The 21,109-nt window shown below is 42.5% G+C and carries 9 protein-coding genes; all 9 read right to left on the reverse strand.

Annotation, left to right across the window (positions count from 1 at the left end; all coding sequences use genetic code 11):
* Positions 1-28 precede the first annotated feature (28 nt).
* Positions 29-2,791, reverse strand: coding sequence for a DEAD/DEAH box helicase (locus T458_RS33465; RefSeq protein WP_023554870.1), 2,763 nt, complete (start codon positions 2,789-2,791; stop codon positions 29-31).
* Between the two features lie 2 nt (positions 2,792-2,793).
* Positions 2,794-5,478: a DEAD/DEAH box helicase gene (locus T458_RS33470; protein ID WP_023554871.1), complete on the reverse strand. Its 2,685-nt coding sequence runs from the start codon at positions 5,476-5,478 to the stop codon at positions 2,794-2,796.
* 524 nt (positions 5,479-6,002) lie between these two features.
* Entirely contained in the window at positions 6,003-7,931 is a 1,929-nt protein-coding gene (locus T458_RS33475) for an ATP-dependent nuclease (protein ID WP_023554872.1), read from the reverse strand.
* A 236-nt stretch (positions 7,932-8,167) separates the two neighbouring features.
* Positions 8,168-11,377 carry a DEAD/DEAH box helicase gene (locus tag T458_RS33480; RefSeq protein WP_023554873.1) on the reverse strand — a complete coding sequence of 1,070 codons (3,210 nt, stop codon included), beginning with the start codon at positions 11,375-11,377 and terminating at the stop codon, positions 8,168-8,170.
* 52 nt (positions 11,378-11,429) lie between these two features.
* Positions 11,430-12,143 carry a hypothetical protein gene (locus T458_RS33485; protein WP_023554874.1) on the reverse strand — a complete coding sequence of 238 codons (714 nt, stop codon included), beginning with the start codon at positions 12,141-12,143 and terminating at the stop codon, positions 11,430-11,432.
* Positions 12,144-12,152: 9 nt separating this feature from the next.
* Complete coding sequence (pglZ, locus tag T458_RS33490; protein ID WP_023554875.1) at positions 12,153-14,033, reverse strand: BREX-3 system phosphatase PglZ; 1,881 nt, start codon at positions 14,031-14,033, stop codon at positions 12,153-12,155.
* A 14-nt stretch (positions 14,034-14,047) separates the two neighbouring features.
* Entirely contained in the window at positions 14,048-16,864 is a 2,817-nt protein-coding gene (locus T458_RS33495) for a DNA methyltransferase (protein WP_023554876.1), read from the reverse strand.
* Positions 16,857-20,537 (reverse strand): DUF6079 family protein, encoded by a 3,681-nt coding sequence (locus T458_RS33500; protein WP_023554877.1) that lies wholly within the window; start codon positions 20,535-20,537, stop codon positions 16,857-16,859. Before T458_RS33500 ends, T458_RS33495 begins: the two co-directional genes overlap by 8 nt.
* A 23-nt stretch (positions 20,538-20,560) precedes the next feature.
* A complete protein-coding gene (gene brxF, locus T458_RS55950) occupies positions 20,561-21,019 on the reverse strand; it encodes a BREX-3 system P-loop-containing protein BrxF (protein WP_171819352.1) in 459 nt (152 codons plus the stop codon).
* Between the last annotated feature and the right edge of the window lie 90 nt (positions 21,020-21,109).

A 21,109-nucleotide genomic window follows, 5' to 3' on the forward strand; every position in this document is an offset into this window, starting at 1 on the left:
CCTCCCTTCAATTTCAAAGATCAGTTTCTCATGAATGGTTGCAAACCGGATATTTTTGCAGGTGATTAAGAACCAGCAAAGCCCCAGCCTTATGCAGCGGCTCATTCTGCTTCTCACAATGAAACAGCTGAATGCAGGATGGGCAGCCGTCCGAACAACCACAGCTGCTAATGATCTGTTGGGCTTTCTCCAAGAGAACCTCGAATTTTTCCGCAACGACCTCGACTATACCTGAACCGCCTCCTGCTTGGCTGTCGTAGAAGAACATTCCGGGCATTCCAAACAATGCTGAGCCAGAATAAAAAGAGGTGTGCTGAAAATCAGCCATACTGCACCTTACAACGGCCGGTATCGCCGAAGCTATGGCATGTTCGACTGCGTGAAGGCTTCCCTCAACCAAAGTCTCCAAGTCAATGGATTCGTGATTCTGCACATCATTGAGCAGACCTTTAAGTTCATCCCTTCCTTGGTGATCCCACATCAGCCAAAACGCCTCGGTTTGGAAACTGACAGGATATGTGTTTGTCAATTGCACGGTTTCGGGAGGCGTTGCGCCGTGATTGTAGATTTTTTTGTAGCCAAATGTGCTTCGTTTTACGATGATGTTTCCAAGATTGGATTTGATCGCCGCGTCACTTCTCAGTGGATTGGTTATGTCATGGATTTCAATGCTATCGCGAACAATTCCGCGAGTATGATAATCCGTTCTTACCGGCTCCACAACCACTTTGCGTTGCTTACCGTTGACCCACTTGACCTTATAGAAGGTACGATTGTCAGGTCCCAGAAATACTGCATCCACGTGATAATCTCTTATTAAGGAACGCTCATCTACACTTTGAAACAAGATGTCCTCATTCCAGCCGTTCTTGGTTACAACCGTATAAGTAGCCCCCATTGTATACAAAGTTTGATATCTTGGCGTTTCACCATGATAGAGGAGTTTTCCTTCGATCTGCTGCCACTGGTCGCTTGCTTCCGCAACCACTTTGCGAAGCGCCGAAGAGCGAACATAATTCATAGCATTGGTCAACGTTCCTCCCAGTTCGTGAGCTGCGTATGCGAGATGTTCCTTTAATAGCTTGGGATTCGTTGTATTAATCGCTGCTGATTCAGGCGGGAGCTTAAAGAATTCTTCAGGATTGCGGGCAAAGTATTGCTGCAATGGCTCTTCCTGAAGCATCATAATCACCACACCGTCTCTGCTGCGTCCCACTCGTCCAGCCTGCTGCCAAAAGGAAGCCTGGGAGCCAGGGTATCCGAGTAAGATACATACATCCAGACACTTCACATCAATTCCGACCTCTAGGGCGCTAGTAGTGACCACTCCAAGGATCTCGCCTTGCTCAAGTTTTTGTATGGTTCGTTCTTTAACTTCTTGCGTGAGGTATGCATGGTACGGCAGAAAAAACTCATGTGGTTCGTCTGCCGAAAGCCCGCCATGATCATGAAGGTGGCTGCGCAGTATCATGTTTATTTCACGACTTAAAAGCTGGGCTTGCTGGCGGTTGCTTGTGAAAATGATACTTCTCGGCCATCTTCCATCCTTGTAGATCGTGCGCAGAATCTCATAGAGATCGGAAACAACGGCCCTTTTCTTTTGCTCATCGTCTGATAAGCCCGGATTCCACATCAAAATCGCTTTCTTCTTTACTGGCGCTTGTACTCCCGATATTTCATGAAATCCTTTCATTCCACGCATTCCTGTTAATTCTTCAGCTAGATACTTTGGATTAGCAATTGTAGCCGAGCAGGCAATAAACTGGACGTTTTTATTTCCCAACCTGTCACATAACATTCTTAATCTGCGAAGGACCAAAGAAACCTTTGAACCTAACAATCCGGAGTACTGATGAAGCTCATCAATAACCACATACCGAAGATTCTGCAAAAAGCGCAATAGCTGGGAACCTCTTCCCGTAGATGAGCCTGCTCCTTGAAGAATTAAGTGCAGGTAGTGGACGTTGGTCAGCCAATAGCGCCCCTCAGAGAACACGAAGCTAGACGCCTGATCTTTTCTCATATGCTCCGGAACGTTCCGCTGCCCATGAAGAAGTCCAACAGATATTTGTTGTCCATTCACAGTGAATCGCGAAAATCCATTAAGCGAAATTTTATTTCCCTGCTCTTCTATATCATCGGCCCATTCTTTCAAATGGGTAAACTGATCTTCGACCAATGCTTTGAACGGAGCCAAATATAGCCCACACGCGTTCGGATCAGATACCAATTTTTCCATAATGGGAACATTGTAAGCCAATGATTTTCCCGATGCGGTTTTCGTACAGAGAACGACATTACGTCCTTCCCGGATGTTCTGTATGGCTTCTCCTTGGTGCTGATACAGCTTATTGATCCCCAGTGAAAGAAGCTTCCGTTGCAGCCAACTGGGCATAAGGATTTGGTCAGCATAAGCGCCTTGATTGGCGTCAATTTGATGTACATGTACGTCGCTTCGGATACGTTTTCCGACTTCAAGCAAGTTCTGGACGAGCATATCACTATCGAATGCTTGTTGCACGGGAAGTCTTCGGTCTGAGATCATTTCCATTTCTTCCGGTGTCAACATCCCGTCCAAGATTGAACATCCATCATGCGTACAATAAACGCCAGCTTGTTTGTTTATATAGGACTCCATATCGGGTTCAATTGAGCGCCACTCCGAAATTCGAATCCCGTTTGCCCGTTGATGGATATAACGGTAATATCCTTTCGGATCAGCTTTATAACCGATTTGGACAAAGTCTCCATATGGCTTTTGGCCTCCACAAGAAGAGCAGATTACAGGCATTCTTAATCGATCCCTTCAATCAATATCTTCAGCAGCATTTTGGCCCCAGGTTTGAACAATTCAATATTCCCTTTACCGGGGAGCTGGACGCAACTAGGACATCCTTCAGAACAAGGGCAGCTCTCAATAAGCTCAAGCGCTTTTCGTAGCACATGAGGGAGTTTCTCGTAAATCGCTTCGATGGTTCCGAGGCCGGACCCATTCTCCCCATAGAATCCGATAACAGGTCGATTAGCAAAAGCCGTCATTGCACTCGCGGAAAAACCTGTAAAGTCATTCGCGTCACAAATAATGAGGTCAGGAATAACGGAAGTCATAGCGTGACCTGCAGCGTGAAGAGAGCCTTCGCCCAACAGATCAACGGGTCTGCCTTCATCTACCCATTCCTGGATGTTATTCTTCAGATGACCCCATTGGGAATCCGTTAATGTAACCCACATTCCTTCGGGTGTAAATCGGGTGACGGACGGATGATCCAATTGAACCTGCTCCGATTCATGCTTCTGTCCGAAGTAAACTTTTTTATAACCGAAGACGCTCCGCTTGATCTCCAGTTCACCATAGGCCATATCGATTCCTTCGATATTTTGCTTCTGGTAAGTCTGCATAATATCGATGGCATCACGATAAGTAGATTGGGTGTAATAAGTTAGTTCTTGAATAGGCAATACAATAATTTCACCTTTTCTGCGATTGATAGAGTCTACTCGATAGCCTTTCTCTCCAGGAGTCCAATAGATCGCGCCTTCATAAAAATCACGAAGAGCACTCCACTCATCCAAACTGTCTACTATCGTTTGATTTTGTCCCCGAATGGTTACGCTGTAATTTTTACCAGACATTGATCGAAGACTAAACTTGTCATCAACGGTCGCCTCATCGTTAGCTGTTGCAGCTACTTGCAGTACAGTCTCAATATAATCTTCGAGTAATCCAGGAAACATGTCCTGCAAGTCTTCCTTCGTGACTTCTCTCCCGAGCTCTTCTCTTAGTAACGGGATGTGCATGGCTAACAACTTGTAATTTGTTGGATTAATCCTAACTACCTCGGGAGCTTTATAGATAAATTCAAGCGGGTTACGCATGTAATACTGCTGAAGCGGTTCATCCTGCCAGATCAGTATGGCAACACCCTCGCCTTTGCGGCCAACACGTCCGATCTGTTGGGAGAATGCCGCTTTCGATCCGGGATAACCAACAAGAACGGCAAGACTCAAATCACCGATATCAATCCCGACTTCAAGGGCATTGGTCGTAATAATGACATGAATATCGTGGGACTTGAGCCGCTCAATAATTCGTTTCCGGGTATCATTCGGTAGGATTCCAGTATAAAAAGCCGCGAGTTTCTCTCCGTCCACTTTCTCTTTTGGTAGTCGGAGAGGCTGGCGCAAGACGTCTTTGATATAACGGGTAAATACCATAGTCTGGCTGCGAGAAGGTTGAAAAATGATGCTCTTAATCACTTTCTGATCAACAGTCATGATCTGTTTCGCCATCGTAATGGCATCGGTAGAAGGCGCGCGGCGGACTTGTTCATCGGCTGACATACCGGGATTCCAGAGGACGATCCCCTTTTTCTGATGGGCGGAACCATCTGTATTGATGAGGGTGAATCCGCTAAGACCTGTAAGATCCTCTGCTAATCTAATAGGATTTTCAATCGTTGCTGAGCTCGTAATAATCTGGATGTTGTGAGTATTACCAAGTTCTCGACAAACCTTAAGCAGGCGTCTGAGTACCAATGCGACATGACTTCCGAATGTACCTCGGTACATATGCATCTCATCAAGCACGATAAATTTGAGGTTCCGCAGATAATTCCGAATGTGGTGTGCGGTCGCATACTTCACCTTCTGAACTTGCCCGAGAATGGAGTAATGAATCATATCCGGATTCGTCATCCATACCTGTGCTTTTTCCATAATTCGCTGCCGCGGCCCATTCTCGGTATCCCCATCCAGCCGGCCGATATGAATCAGGCGATCTCCTAAGTGCAATTGAGTTTCAAACCACTCATCCAAGGATGATTGATCCTTCGTTTCATCCGTACCAAAACGTCTGATTTGATCTAGTTGATCATTAGCTAATGCCTTGGTAGGAAATATGTACAATGCCCGTTCTTCAGGATGATTATACAACCGGCTAAGAATCGGCAGGTTATAGGACAACGTCTTTCCAGATGATGTTGAAGTGACCAAGACAACATTCGAACCAGAATGGACTGCATCGGCTGTTTGTGCTTGGTGAGTATATAACTGTGTAATTCCCATTCGATGTAAGGCGTCCTTGATGGGCTCCGGTGTAGATTCAGGAATATCCGCAAAAGTAGCTTCTTTCGCAGGAAGTGTATGTACATAAATCTCGGCGGCCTCTTCCTCTGCCAACTCCTTCAGCTTATCCAGTACATCTTCTGATGAAAATTCATGACTTACTACGCCGGGAATTCGGTTATCTTCACATAGAATAAATTCTTCTTTCTCTAAAGGAACGATAGCAAAACAAGAAGGGCAGTAAATTCCCTCTTCGTATCCTCGGAGGTTTTCAATTACAGGAGTCCAGTCTAAGCATTTGATCCCGGTTGGCGAATATTCAAGCAGTCGTTGCTCCCCGACTTGACTGATCTTATTAGAAATTTGAATCGCCTTCAGCATATTCTCGCATTCAGAACACTTCAGAAATGCCATACCCAATCCCTCCAAATCAAATAACGGTTGATCATATTAGAACATATTGATTCGACAGCATGCTGTCATAGAATATACGTTCTCGTGGAATAAAACCCCTTTACTGGTTACTGGTGATTCGACAAAATAGGAAGTAAGTCCTGTGAACAATGCAAAAAAACCCAAACGAAGCATTAATTAGCCGCTTTGTTTGGGCATATTGTAGTGGAAAAAAGAGCTTAAAGTAAAGGGTGAGAACAACATTACCCGCCTTCATTCGGTTAGGGTGAGGTAAAAACGTTGGATTTAATCATTTGCCTTACACTCAGTATTAGTAACACTGTATACTCCACATTCACCGTATGCATGAACCCCCTATAGTCAGATCCAATCTGTTGCAATCAGCAGAACCTTGATTTAACGCGTTTTTTGCCAACAGGCGTCCGCTCATTTTGGTTCGTTTCTGACAGTTTCTGTTGATGTTTTACATCAATTTTACATCAATGAACGTAAACAAGAACTAATCCCTTATGCTTGGTTAGCACTTATGTATTTGTGTTTTCTCTGCCTGATGCCTCACTTGCAGCAGCAACCTCCGCCATATGAGCCTCTGTTTCAAGATCCTTTAAATAATCTGAAAATACTTGATGAATCACATGCTTCCACGCGTTTGGCAAGGAGTCCCAATCACTACCCCAATTATTGACGATATGAATGTATGCGCGATAAGGTTTTTCGTTGGATAGCGCAGGATATCCTAAGACATCTTCGATGCAATTGGAGAGCATCACTCTCTTCGAACTACCACCCAGCGCGTCAAGGATCGGTTGATTTAACCTTTCAGCACGCTCATTACCTCGATCTTCATCATGAATGACGTAGGGTTGAATTCCCATCGCCTTTAAATACTTCACTAGTGAGATGATCGTTGCCTTTCCCCTTGCTTTGACGATTTGCCAGTTCGACTCAATATTCTTCCGGATTGGATCAGGCATGCGCTGAAGCGTCTCTCGAAAGACAATATCCTCTGTGTCCCCTTCTATAATTAGAACATTTTTTGCAAAAAAAACTTTGGCAATGTAATCATCAACCTTTAAGAGCATCTTTACATACGTTTGATCTTCGGCCTGCAACTTGCGAAACTCCTCACTTGTGTTAAAAGCGAAACATTGAATTTTTTCAATCATGACTGCACGTTCTCCGAAAAACCACTGAACCGACACTCTGGACAAATTGTTCAGAATTTGTGACGGTCGTTTGCTTAAGTCGATCATATAAGGGGAATGAGTCGTGCATACGATCTGGTTGTTCTGTGCTGCAGCAAGTTCATATATCGTATCTCTCATTTGTTTGGCGGCGTTGGGATGAAGATAGATTTCAGGCTCCTCAAATCCAATGATTAACGGCCTAAAGGCACCTGTTTCCAATCTTCGGGCTTCTCTCATATTTCGATAACGCAGTAACGCAAATACTGCTGATCGAATCATTCCTGTTCCTTGCAAGTTGACGGGTGTAATGATGTTGCTAAACATCGAAATTTGGAACTGGGGTTTTATCGCCTTATCCGCATCGGACAACGTAGTGCGTGCTTTCAATCCTGTATTAGGAAATACATCTCCTAGTACACCGTTCAATTCATTCATCATTCTGCCAAATTCACTGTCTACATTATCCGGGTCGAGCTCTGCTGCTAACAACTCTAAATATCTTTGCGCTTCCTTGAAATTGAATGAAGCATCCCTTACATCATTGAACAATTCAACCAATGTCTTGGTAAGTGTTCCTGATTGCTCCGACAATTCCTCCGCTTTATCTTGAGCTGGGATAAGTAAGAACTTTGGCAACCGGGTTAGAACATTCGCTGGGATTCCTCCTGGATTTTCAAACCAGTCTTCCAATGCCTCATCGTACTCATATAATACATCCTCCAACTCATCAAGAATTTGGCGAGCTTTCTGTGGTAATTTTTTTGTTGGTTCGACACCTGTAAGCTTATCTGCTACTAGAGAAACGTCTAATCCTGCATCAATGTATTGTTGCAATGTAGAACACTCTGCGAATTGCTGTTTAACATGCTTAGCTTGTTCCCGAAGTTCTACCACATAATCTGAACTAGGTTCAAATGTTTTTCGATAGACCACCCTATAGCCGACTTCACCATTTTCTTTTTCATATCTTAAAACACGTCCTTTAAACCCTCGCCAATTACGTGCTTCTTCTGGTACCTCTCTGAATTCCGCGGTCAATACGATTTTATTCGCACCACGAACATTGGCGGCAGTACCTTCTTCTAGAAACGAAAAGAATTCCTCTACCGGGATTCTCTTTATATCATTCAATAAATAGTTCAAGGCGGATAAAATTGAACTCTTGCCGACATTATTCTCGCCTATCAGAAATGTAGCGTCCGAGAAAAACACTTCTGTATCCAGGTGCCTTCGAAAGCCTTCAATTTTCAAACTGTAAAGTTGCATAAGAATCTCACCTTTCCCCTAAATTAAAATAATTTAAATTACTTAAATAGTTCAACAAATGGTTGTATTTCCCTGCATCTAATGATCTAACCGTTTGAAATAAAAGAGGATCATATTTCCTTTCCTTATATGGATGAGTACAGAAAAAAGAGCGATAAAAGAAGATTTCCTCTTTATCGCTCATTTTTGACGATCAAATTAAAGGTCGGCATGCACGTTTTTTACTGCGAAGGTGCCTATACAAGAATACGTTGAGCCAATCTTTGCTCATCAACCACCACATTGCCTTGAATATAATAAACATACGTATACTCAGCAATGTCCGCCAAATCCTCAAGGTATTCCTCTGACGGAAAGAAGTCTCTATTGTCCGTCAAAATAATGAAGCGCGGCTCACCGTTAAAACGCTCACTATAGAAATCAACTCTCGCCAATGGATCAAACATTTTCACGTTGCTCCTGCCATGTTGACGTTCGTAGGCTTCTACAATCTCTTTGTAGTCTACAGAAAAAAGCCTTTCCGCAACTCCTCTAGGAACGACTTCTAGCTGCATGATTCGTTTCGGCGGTTTCATGGTAATATTTTTTTGTCGTTCAACCTGAGTTAGCCGGGTTTCTTTTCGCAATTCGATGTCAATAAGACTTGCATCCAATTGATTAATCAAAGCACTGTTACGATTATCTTGATTATCTCGTTCATATTCAGCTCTTCGATCCATCAGCTCATGTATTTGCTTCGTAAACGTTTGATCGAGATACTGAAGAACACGGTTTAAATATTGATTACGCTTCGTCTTCACTCGATCCCTAATTGCAATTGCTTGCTGTATCGCCGCTGATCGCATTGATTTGTCATCTATAACTTCCAATACGATTGGTTCTCCATTAAACTGTTGCTGAAATAACCAATAATTATCGAGTCTAAACACCGATCCATCTTCTCTTCTGGCGATGCAGATGACATCACCATCCAATTCTTTACCTGTTCCATCAACAACATTGACCAAATAAACATCAATCGTCATCGGTTCTCGAATCGGATACGGTACCATAAATCTTTGAATGGTTAATTTGTCCTGATCTTTCTGGGCAAGTAACATACTCAATCGAAATAACGGGTGATCATCAGACAGCAACATGACATTTTCAACACAATATTCAGAATACGGTGTAAATCGGATCGCCTCATTCATTTGACTATAGGGTAAATTGTGAATTCTACATAGGTCTCTGATGTACTTCGGCATCCGATCAATCCGCTTTACTTTCTCCTGTTGTGATGAATATACCCGAATGTTGTTCCTGACCAGCACCTGTTCGGCAAATTCAGCATAACTACGATGGGACAGTTTCGATACGGCTATGTCATGCTGTTCACGTCTCATTTTCGGCAAATCAAATGCATCTTCGGCTAATCGCTCTTGTTGGACAAACTCTAGCAATCTTTGGTGCTCTTCCGATATCGATCGTTCCATGGATGCTATTATGTCATCTAGATTTTCGCGTTCTAAAATTGCAGCTTGCATGAGTGAAGGAAGATCGTGATCTTCACCATTAAATATCTCACCGATAAAATCATATACAAGATCCGATCCAAGGTCGTTGCGCATACGATCCATCTTATCCAGCAAACGAATCATGACATCGCCTTCCCGAGTATTGGATGCCACCAAGTTAAATACAGCTACGTCGTTTTTCTGGCCGATACGATGGATTCTACCCATTCGTTGCTCTAATCGATTCGGATTCCATGGGATGTCGTAATTAATCATCTGATTACAGAATTGCAGATTGATCGACTCGCCGCCGGCATCCGTGGCAATCATTACTTGACATTCATTACGGAATAGTTCTACTTGCTTTCTTCGCTCATCCATTGAATATTTACCAATGATCTTGGCCACTCTTGGGAGTCTCTCTAGTAGTCTCTTCTCCAAATACTCCAGTGTATCGGCAGACTCCGTAAAGATGAGCAGTTTCTCCCCTTGGTTCAGCAAACCATTTAAACCAAATAAAGTCCGTTCCAATTCATCGTATTTTCGTTCGATTGCATTAGACTTCAAGTAAGCTGTTTGCTTGATTAATCGAGACAATTGGTCGATCTCAATTTGAAGCTCCTCCGTATCAACTTGGTCTACGGCTTGCTCAAGCTGTTGTTCTATCTTTTCTTGCAAATCAAATGCTTCATCGGAATACTCGTCTATATTTATAGTTTTTGTTTTATCGATAAATTTTTTACGTTCTTTTACTGTCAGCTCTAATAAATGCTGCAATCGTTTTCTGCGACGTCGTAGTGACAAATCGATTGCTGCAATAGACGAACTGAGTCGGCGTTGAAGAAGCATCATAGCAAACGCTGTACTATTGCTTCCAGAATGAATAGCCCGATTAAAATAATGTCGTACGTAGTTCGTTACATCCTCATATAGCTGTAACTCTGGCTTAGAGAGTTCATATTGAATCGTTTTCACTGTACGCTTTGGAAATAGTGGTGTCCCGTCAAAATTCTTTATATTCTCTTTCAATCTTCGAATAATAAATGGATTAGCTTTCTCCTTCAACGTTTCATTGACAGATAGACTCGAGAAAATATCTCCATCAACCAATTTCATCAAGTGACGAAAGTTTTCCATATCGCCTTTATGCGGAGTAGCGGTGAGTAAAACACAATGCTCACTACGGCGCAACAACAATTCACCAAGTTGATAGAGTTTCGTTTTGGACGTCTTTTTGTTGATCGTGCCGTGTGTATATGCAGCCATTTTATGTGCTTCATCCACGATAACAAGGTCGAAATCGACTTCGCTAAGCATACTCTTCACTTCGTCTCGTGCTGCCCAGTACATAGAGGCCAGACATAAGTCATGCTTAAGAAAAGGATTTTCAGACCCATATTGTTTGATGGTAGAACGATTGATAATAAAAAATTTCTCCCCAAACTTCTCACTAAGTTCCTCTTGCCACTGCTTTAGTACAAGTGGCGGAACAAGAATCAGAACCCTTTGGATACGATCACGAACCATCAACTCTTTTATGAGCATGCCGGACATGATCGTTTTGCCTGCCCCTGGATCATCCGCTAGTAAAAATCGGATTTGAGGAGTTTGAAGCATACGACTATATACAGCTTCGTTTTGATGAGGGAGCGGGATCAATTTGTTATTCCCCAAAGCCCTCTTGGAGGAATACTTTGTATCCATTGAGAAAACAAAGTACTGTAGATAATGTTGCAACTCTTGCGCGTTTACTATTTCTGATGTAACAGACTCATTTATCCTCTTAAAGTTTTCCAAATCACTTCGTTCGATCATCAATTCGTAATATTGATTCGATTCCCGTCCAATAGCTGAAATATTAACAAAATACTCGTCTACCAGTTCAACGCTGTTAATCTCCACCGTTTCCGGAAATTGTGAAGCACGCACAATATCGCCTTTGACTAGCATGATGATCACCCACTTTGTAAAAAGACTCTGCCGCGGCGCACGCATGCAGAGTTTATTTGAGTCCGACCAATAACCGGCCAATGCCTTGACGTGTAATTTCTAAATGATTGCCCGAGAGCTCAGATTCCAGCACACTTAGTTCGAATGGGAAAATGCAAGATTCTCCAGATAGATGACCCAGTTCAATGACCGTCTTACCTGTAACGATAAGCATGACTTGTACAAGCCATTTTTTTAATTCCGACGAGGAAATATTTGTTTTCGCTGCTATGCTATAAGTATTTCGCTTTGCCATATCCAGGACTCCCCAAGAACGAAGTGAACTAAGTACGGCATTCACAGATACTTCAACTCGCCGACGTTCACCATACAAACCTTTTATCTTCCGGCCGATCTGTTCGCTAGTCACCTCATCTTGCAAGTGAAACAAGTAGCCTAGCTGCTCTACCGTATCCTTGAAGAAAGGATACGCAAGGAGACACATGCCCCAATGAAGCACAAGCTTTTCTTCCCGCGTTGCATGTTGAAACATCTCCAATGCCCTGTCACGAAGCTCGATATGCTCGTCTGAAACTAAGAACCAAATTTTAAACAAAATCGTACGGGCATTAGCACGCGATTTTGCTCCTCCAATATCGGCCATGAGCCGTTCATCAACCAATTGGTACAATGCATCCCTTGATGAGATTCTAGGGATTTCATTCGCAATAAAATCAAGCTGATGAAGTTGAATTTTTTGATCGAAACCGACTGCTTTTTTCATCATACACCTACATCATCTTTTTTTGATATGAACAAAAGGAACAATGACCTCTTCTATGCTTGCACCGCCATGACTAACCACAATCTCTCCTTCGCGCACGAAGGCTTCCCCAGATTGAGCGATTAAGACGTAATAGTCATCCGGCAATCCCGTACCTGACCATCGTTTACTTGAATATTGTACTGCGGCCTGATCCCTTAGGACAACATCGCGATATACCCTTACGCGCTCCCCACGGGTTTCAGGAAGTGTCCCATCATTTGTTCGCCCTACCCCTTTACTTTCCTTGTTTCCATGATCGGAGGTCAGATAAACATCGAAACCCGCGTTCAACAAGTCCAAAAGAAGGGTTTGCAAATATCTTTGTTTCAACCACACGTCAATTGCAGCATACATGCCTAACTGGCCTTGTATGGTATGGTGAGTGAGTTGATCGATCGTATCGATAACAAGGCCGGCAACTTTGGTGTTCGATTTGGCCAATGCTGCAATATTGGATCGATCATATTCTCCTTGTCCTAAACCGCGTTCGTAAGTAACATAAACTGAGGGAACGCCATTTCTTTCCCAGACTGTCTTCCAGGCTTTTTCCTCTTTGGACGTTGTGTTAATGGAATCGTAGAAGAATCGCGGAATTTCGCCAGAGAAAATAGACTGTCTGGATACAGAAGTTAGGGTAGGAATCCACGCGAATGAACCATAGACCTCACACTGAAAATCTTTCACTAATTCCCGCTCCATTTGAGCCCATTGAACAAAACTCAGCCCATCACAGACAATAAGCGCAACCTTCTCTTGTCCCTTCAGCCTGAGCACCTCAACCGTTTTATGCACCATTACCGGAGCATTTCGATCCGTTAACGTAGCCAATGATCCATAGTGATCCGATAACCACTGTTCAAAACCTGCCTCAACTCTTTCCTCCATGTCTACTAATAGGTTGCTGTCCTCATCCTCAAGCTGCACTTCTAACAAGATACTTTTTGCCTTCCCAAAGAGACGAGCGATCTGTATCCAGGTGCGGCGATCTGGTGAGGAAGAAAGTAACGTCTCCACCTGTCGCTCTATTTCTTTCAGCATTTCGATTTTCTGTCGCTTATCATCATAAGATACGCCCCAGAAGAACACATCCGGGAAAGAATCGAGATTAATCGGAACAGGGGACAGATCGCCTTCGATGAAAAGCATGCTTAACACTGCACGTACCTCGGGGTCCCAAAAAGCATGTGATTCCGGAAAATGGTCTTCAACAAATCCATGCCACTCCTGCTGCAGATACTGCACAAAAGCGTGATGTGAGGATATCCAATCTTGAATAGGAACATCCGTTATTCGACGTTTCAGATCGTCAATCAGATATTGTTGCATCACTTCCGGAACTTCACAATGAAGTCGATGATAACGCATAGCTAGCAACAGACAATCGGATAGAGAATGCACGGAATCATAGGATAACCCATAGACTTGTCTTAAGATAAAGTCAATCGTTGCCCGTTCGGAAGATACCGTGCCACTCATGGTTATACCGGATAACAAGTCCAATGTTCGTGTATCCAATTGGCGTACAATATGAGCAGAAAGCCCAGGAAACAGACTGCTTTTCCGCAACTCAACCTTTTGTGCATTGCTCCATATATCAAAGGGGATTTCTCTTAAGTCTTCCAATTGGCTGACAACAACGCAATTTACATTTTGATCTTTGTTCTTAAATCGGCGTTCCATTTCGTAACGAAATGACGCTCGATCCTGAAGCTTTATAATTTCTAATCCTTGCCCCGTTAATGTAGAAAGGATGTTTTCATCTTCGAGCAATTGGTCTGGATCGCTAACCATCGTAAAATGGGGGAAAGGTGCTTGAAAACATTCAAGCACCTTTTGACGCCAAGCGTTCAATGATGTTCACTTCCTTACAGCCCAAGCTTCGTTTGTGCATTGTCATAGTACCGCAGCAGCTTCTCGTCTTCTTGCAGGATTGATTCGGGCAGACGATTGCCGATATCGACGATAAGTTGATAGTTTTTCTCGGTCCACGCTTTGTAGAATCCGACACGAATCGCTTCCGTACGGAACTGCTTTAATTTTTTCTTACTATTCGAAAGTTCTTCAACGTACTGATTGAACTCTCTCAACAATGATTTTTCCCGCAGCTTTTCCAAATCCGCTTGTTTGTTCGGATCAGGGACATACCACCGATTTTTCGCCTTCTCCTTCAATTTTGGATCGTTTTTGTCTAAGCCGCGAAGATCCTTGTAGTCGCTGCTTAAATATGCATGGATCTGACTTGGCACTTCTCCTTCGCCATCATACTTAAGGAAATTTTGTTCGAGGAGATCATCCAATTCCGGCAACTTTTCATGCTTGGCAATATGTTGTATTTCTTTCATGAAATTCGGATGCAAATCTTGACGCGTTTGAGGTTTCTTGAGCAATTGTTGGCGGAGCCATTCAATCGCGCTGTTTTCATCTGAGACGAAAAGGCTAAGTTGGACAAAATCTTTCGCCTGAATTCGTTTTTTATCGTATTCTGCAACTTGAGATTCCAAAAAGACCATTCCGTCTCGCATTGGAAAGCGTTGCGTAATTTCAGTTTGAAATTCTGCCGAAGAAATAGGAACCGAATAACCATTTTGAACATGGAAAGCTACCATTCTATCAAATAGTATACGAGGTGTTCGCTCTACAACAACACCTGCAGAATCCTTCTCCCCCAAAAAAACCGGCAACTGCTCCAGATGGTATTTAATAAAATTCCAAATGGAGTCAGAAGTGTTCTTCGTCCGTTCAACATTCTTTACTAGCTCTGAATTAGGCTTATACGCCGAAATTACAAGATCCTGCCTTACGGCAGTTGTTGTTGTAACGGCCTTAAAGCTTCCCTGCTGTTTATCCAGCGCAGAAACATTTGCTATTATAAATCCGGCCTGTTCTAATGCTTCTCGAATGGAATTCCAAACACTAGCTTTTGAATTACTGAATTCTATCGTCATCCAATGGTTAGGTTTCAATATACGATAGAACTCACGAAAACACTTCAACATAATATTCTTATATTCGTTCAACTTCTTTCTTTGGGAGTTATTGATGATTGCTTCATCCGTCACATTCGTCTTTATGCCCAACCAAGACTCCCATAGAATATTCAGCTCAGAATACATTATGTTTGCTCCAAATGGCGGATCGACAAATATATAATCTATCGAATTATCATTGATTAGTATATCTGATGCGGTTGAGGTCGTTATAACACTAAAATCGCTTTGAAAATCATGATTCGTCTGATAGAGCTTTTGAAATGAAGCGTATCTTCTTTCAAAATTTTGAAACACTGAGCCTTCTCTTATAATCGAAGGAATATACCAAGTTCCTTTTAAGATTCCCCCCGCTGTATTTTCTGGATTACGCGAATCGAATCTAAAGGAGCTTTGTTTGCTACTTATTTGCAAAATTCCTGTTAATATGCCTAAAAAAGCTTTTCTATCCCGAGGTTCGAGCCTGCTCGCCTTATGCAACAATGCAGAAATTAACAATAGATTTCTTTTGGTGAAGTAATGATGAATATGCGTGATGCCGATTTTATCGTTTCGGCTTGATTCATCACCCTCGGGCATCTTTGTAACCGGATACCAGTAAGGTATGGGGGTATCGTTAATTTTATCTATTAAAGAAAGATCCGATACATCCGGGGCTTTAAAAAACCTTCTATTACCATATGAATAATTGATTAGCACAGGCACTTGTTTCGGTTGCTTTACAGTCATCTGAAGACAGTCATCAAAAAATGAAATCCAGCTTCGTTCCACGCTTTTTTTATTCAATAGTGCTTTGCAATGATTGCAATAAAACTCATCCAACACTTTTCCCGTATCTTTTTGCATGGCAACATCCCAATAAATAACTTCTTCCAAACAGGAAGGACAAATAAAAACATCACTCCAAACAATATAATTGATTTCGCCTTTTGCAGAATTCCCATCTGGGAGTAAATGATCCGTTTCGAGCAGCCAATTCCATTCTTTTTTTACTTCGTTGATAATCTTCTTTACATTTTTATCGAACTTATTCAAATCAACTCTTGAATTATAGTTATAGGATAGAAAGGTTGCTGCAGGAGAAAGGTCATTTAGGATGACGTTTCTTTCCCCTATTTTCGATATCAAATTTCCCGAAGAATCCATAACTTCACCGGATGAGTTAATCGAGTACCCCAAGCTCATAATCTCGCTGCGGTGCCCGCACATTTGAGCCGCCACACCTGTCATTCCAGTTCCACAAAATCCATCAAAAACAATATCACCTGGTTCCGTATAATGAAGAATATAACGCATGATAGCTTTATGAGGAACCTTTGTATGATAGCTATGCGCATTATATATTGGATCATTCTTACCTTCACTTACATCCGCAGTAAAAGGCTCACGGCGATAATGCTGCTCGTCCAGTTTTTCAGGCTTCGATGATTCCCACTCTTTAACAAAGTCCTTGATCCACGGATTCGGACACGCCGTATAATATGGCGGATCAGATAGAGCGAGTATATCCTCATCTTCACCGATTGGAAATCCTTCGATCTTTCTAAGCTCCGGCAGCTTCTTTCTCAACTCTTCCGTAAAGTAAGCGCGGCGGGCTTCATCATTTTCAAAAGTCATGCCCAAACAGGTCACCGGACCTGTTTGGGCTGTTTGATTTTCATCGGGGAACTCAAGTTGTTCAACCTTATCAGCCATTCTGTATATCACCTTTCCGCAGTAAAATCCTAACTCGATTACCGTTGCCGGTTCCTATATGATCTCTGACAAGTGCTTCAAATCGGCTTCTCAACTCATCCACTGTTAATGGATGGCCATTCCCAGCCATCTGGACCAATTGATCTACTGACAGTTCAACTTTACGTATCCCCTCGAACAAGTCCTTCAATGTTTGGACTAGTTTTAAGTCTACAGGGGAAGAGAATTTTCCGTCTTGGACGAATTGTTCGATTAATTGTTTTTGCTCAGCATTAAGTAACGAAATACTTTCTTTTATCTCTGCATCATTCAGTGTATTAACTACAGTCCCCGTCCAGGATGTTACTAATTCATCAAGTTCATCATTCAGCTTAGCAATACTAACTTGTTGAATGTAAGGCTCATCCTTCGGGCGATATCGGCAATGAGGACAAATGACCGCATGTTCCAAGTCATCTTTCTTCAAATTCCAGCAGAACTTTAGCTGATCCAACTTGGATTTCCATTCCTCCAGTTGTCTTGAAGGCAAGATGGAAATACTCGCTAATTGACGGAATGTAGCATATCTGCCATCTTGCAGTAGTTGATCCCTCTTGTTCTGATCGGTAATACCGAGTCGAGCGCTGCTATGCATCGCGTAATATAGATCGATATACTGTTCTTTCAGCTTCTGTAAGCTTTGAATTTCTTTCTGGCAATCTCCTCCTGCTTTCAAAGCATGAAGAACGTCTTCTAATGCACCTTCCGCTTTCGCATGCCATTCATGCTTCACTTGTACGTGGTTGAGCGCATTTACAATGTACTGCGCCTTTTGCGTTACATCGATTGCCTTTTGCTCTAATGCTATCAACTGCTTAGCCAGTTGTATATGTTCCTGCATTAACTCAATGTCAGCAATCGTATATTTGAAGTTTTTCAACCTGGCCGGTGTATTATATACAGTCAAGCTTTGCAAAAATTCGTTTAGCTTTCGCAGTTTTTGCTGATTCTCTCTAATTTCCGTCTCAGAAAGCAACGGAAAATCCCATGTCGGAATCCCAGATTTAATATCCTGCTCCAACTTTACGATCTCTTTTAACAACTTATCGACTTCCACTTGCAACTGAGCGACCCCAGTTGCTTGGGATTGGGGTTGAAGAAGTCCATGACTGATGGTAAACAGATCAAATAATGCTCGCAATTCCGCTAACGGCAAATCAGAAGGTTTCTTAATGTGAGTAAATTCCATGATGCCTTCTGCTTTCAAACGGATTAATTCATCAAGTTTCATTGAATCATAAGTCGTGCCGTTGATTGTGATGACGATATCTCCGCTATATACAAGCGCAACCAACAATACCGCCAGCAGTTCCGGCTCTAATTTAAACTGTACCGTTCTCTTTACTTCTATCCCGCCGGCGATTCGTTCCGTATGCAGCAGCTCAGAAGCATTAACAACCTGATTATGACCTTTGGAGTTCACAAGCTGCATAATCCAATTCGCATATCCGGATTTTTGAACGTTCAATTTATCGCCATCGAGCAATACAAGTCCTTCCAGAATCGCCCTAGCCGTTTTAGTTTTTGTAGCTGATTGGATCGAGCTTAACGCCTCCGGAATATAAGTAGTCTTTAATACATCCCATTTCAGGCATGTCCTGTCTGTTCGAAATACAGGGTAATCCGGATATTTCTCCTCGAACCATTGTGTTAAGCATTCATCGGCCGCGGTGTCCACGATTTCACGAACTGTCGCTTGCACGGGTGCAGTAAAGCTCCAATCTGCCAACTTTTTCGTAATACCTCTATAAGTCATTTTAAACGCGGTTGGCATATTTACCTTGAACCACGAGGTTAATTCCTTAATGTAATGGTTAGCTTTTTCTTCGTATAACCCCTTCGTAGCTGTTGAAGCCGTTAACGCCATTTCCTTAGCCCCGGCATACTGCCTCAAATTATGGAACAGCGTCTGATCCTTCGTATCAAGCACGAAGAAAACTTCGTCCGGCTTCTTCTCATCCTTAAATTTTGGAACATCGAAAGCTTGTAAGAAATAGATATAGAAATCCCGCTCCGGCTGAGCCGTGGAACGTTCATTAGGCGCTCCGAAGAAAAGATAACCCGGCCTTGTTGCTTTGTGACTATACCAATCCAGCTCGTGTTGCCAGATTCGATAACCCGTAACATAAGTAGAAGGTGAACATTCCAGCACCCGTTCTAATACTTGAAAGTAATAACGATCTAATTGCTCTCCGCTTAACGTTTCCGCTTTACTTGCAATGTGATCATCTACAGGAACATCCTTGTCTAGATCAAGATAATACTGTCCATTTTCTTGGTTCGTGGAAATAAATTGATAGCTAACAGACTTCAATATCTCTTTCAACGTTGATTCAACAGTAGCATCGAGAAATTCTACGTCCATATCACAGTTTTTATCGAACAAGAACAATTGGTCCCGCATTTCCGAGGGTGTCATTCCAATTCGAACCCTCAGATCATCCGTTGTAAGTCGGAAGACAGATAGAGCCTGAACGATTCGTTTGGCCATCGGTTTGTATGACGGTTTTTGGAATGCATATTCGACCCTGTCCAGCAGGACATCTGCTTTCTCCATGACTTCCCGAACATCCGGATCTGAACGCAATGTGCTATCGGATTGTATATATGTCCAATAGCTATCAAAAGAAACAATCCCGGGGCTGTCTGCCGGAATATCTTGATCGAGAAGTTTTTCAATCTCATCGCTAATCGTAGTTAGAGCAACGCGTTTCTCCGCAATTTTGACCTTCTGAAACGCAGTTAAATAAGCCGGATGAATCGGGAACAGTTCTACATACTTTTCAAGTTGCTCCCCTAACTTATCATACAATGGAGCGAACTTTTGCAAGTGTTCGCGGATATAAGCTTTTTGAGTATCGTTCTTCTTAAGTAGCCGCTGCGAAACGACAAATTCAATATCTTCACGAGCAATAATAGCCTGAACCGTACGTTCCTTAACTCTTCTTAATTGCTCAGCTACAAAGGCAAATCGCGGATTATCAAACAGCATTTCCTGCACGCCGGTCATAAAGCGGAACCTTGTCGACTGTGTAATCTCGCCCATGGCCCGGAGGAAGTTAAGGTCCAGCATCAGTTCCTGTTCTTTCCTGCTGCGCAAGTAATCCAACAATTCATCTATAATGAGAAGAAATCCATGGTCCGGATATGTCTCGTGGAAAACAGACATCAATTTGACGAACTCATCTTTATTGCTGACAACTTGAGAAAGCTCTGGCATTTCATAGTTAACACCAATGCTTTGTAAGTATTCCGTCATCTCCCGAAACAGCACTTCGCGAAACGGCATATCAATACCGTCGAATTCGATTCGAAGCACTTTAAACTTTCCTTCGATTTCTTTGGCCTTGGCTGCAACTGTCTGATTTTGCAAACGGCCACTCGTACCCGGATGTTCAGCTAGTGCAGCAATCACACTCATCAAATGCGATTTACCCGTTCCATAATTTCCGACAACCATAATCCCTTTATGGTCAATAGGACGATCAAATTGTAGTTGTTCGATAATAATATCATTTAGTACTTCTGCCATCCGGTTAGAAATGACATAATTATCAATAATGCTATCATCAGCGGTTCTTAATTCGATAATGGAGCGAATGGGTTCAAACTGAACAAGTTCGCGATACTTCATACTTCACAATAACCCCTTCTATATTAGATTTCGATAACATAACTTGAATACGAGTTATCGCTTTGATAATATTCAGGATGTTCGGGTGTTGCGTATGTTAAAGAGCCACTTTCCAGAGTTCCTGGCCAATGAACGATAAGCGTCTTATTCCCGCTTAAATTTTCAAACAAACGAACGGGATTCTGCTTCAATTCTGTATCGAATAGATACTCAATACGGTCAAGAAAGACTACATTCTTGTTTTCCCCTGCTAAAAGTGATCGAAGTATCCTGCCTACTTCGAAAGGCCTTTTTTCTGGAGGAAGTAGTCGTAGTTGCTCAGACAATAATAAGCCTACGTTAAGGATTGGAATCTCCATTTGATGAATGGCACGTTGCAACTCTACTTGTGAAATCCGACTCACCACAACAAATAACATTTTATTTCGTTTAGTTCTAGCAGTCTTGATCTCCAAAGCAATCGATTCTTGTAAACTCGCCATACTTTCACTCCGGTCATCCATGCATTCGAATTCCAAAATCGGATCTCAAGAACTATATTTCGACAGCCTAATGGTGTATTCCTGCCCTGG

Source organism: Brevibacillus panacihumi W25, assembly GCF_000503775.1.
GTDB classification, from domain to species: Bacteria; Bacillota; Bacilli; order Brevibacillales; family Brevibacillaceae; genus Brevibacillus; species Brevibacillus panacihumi_A.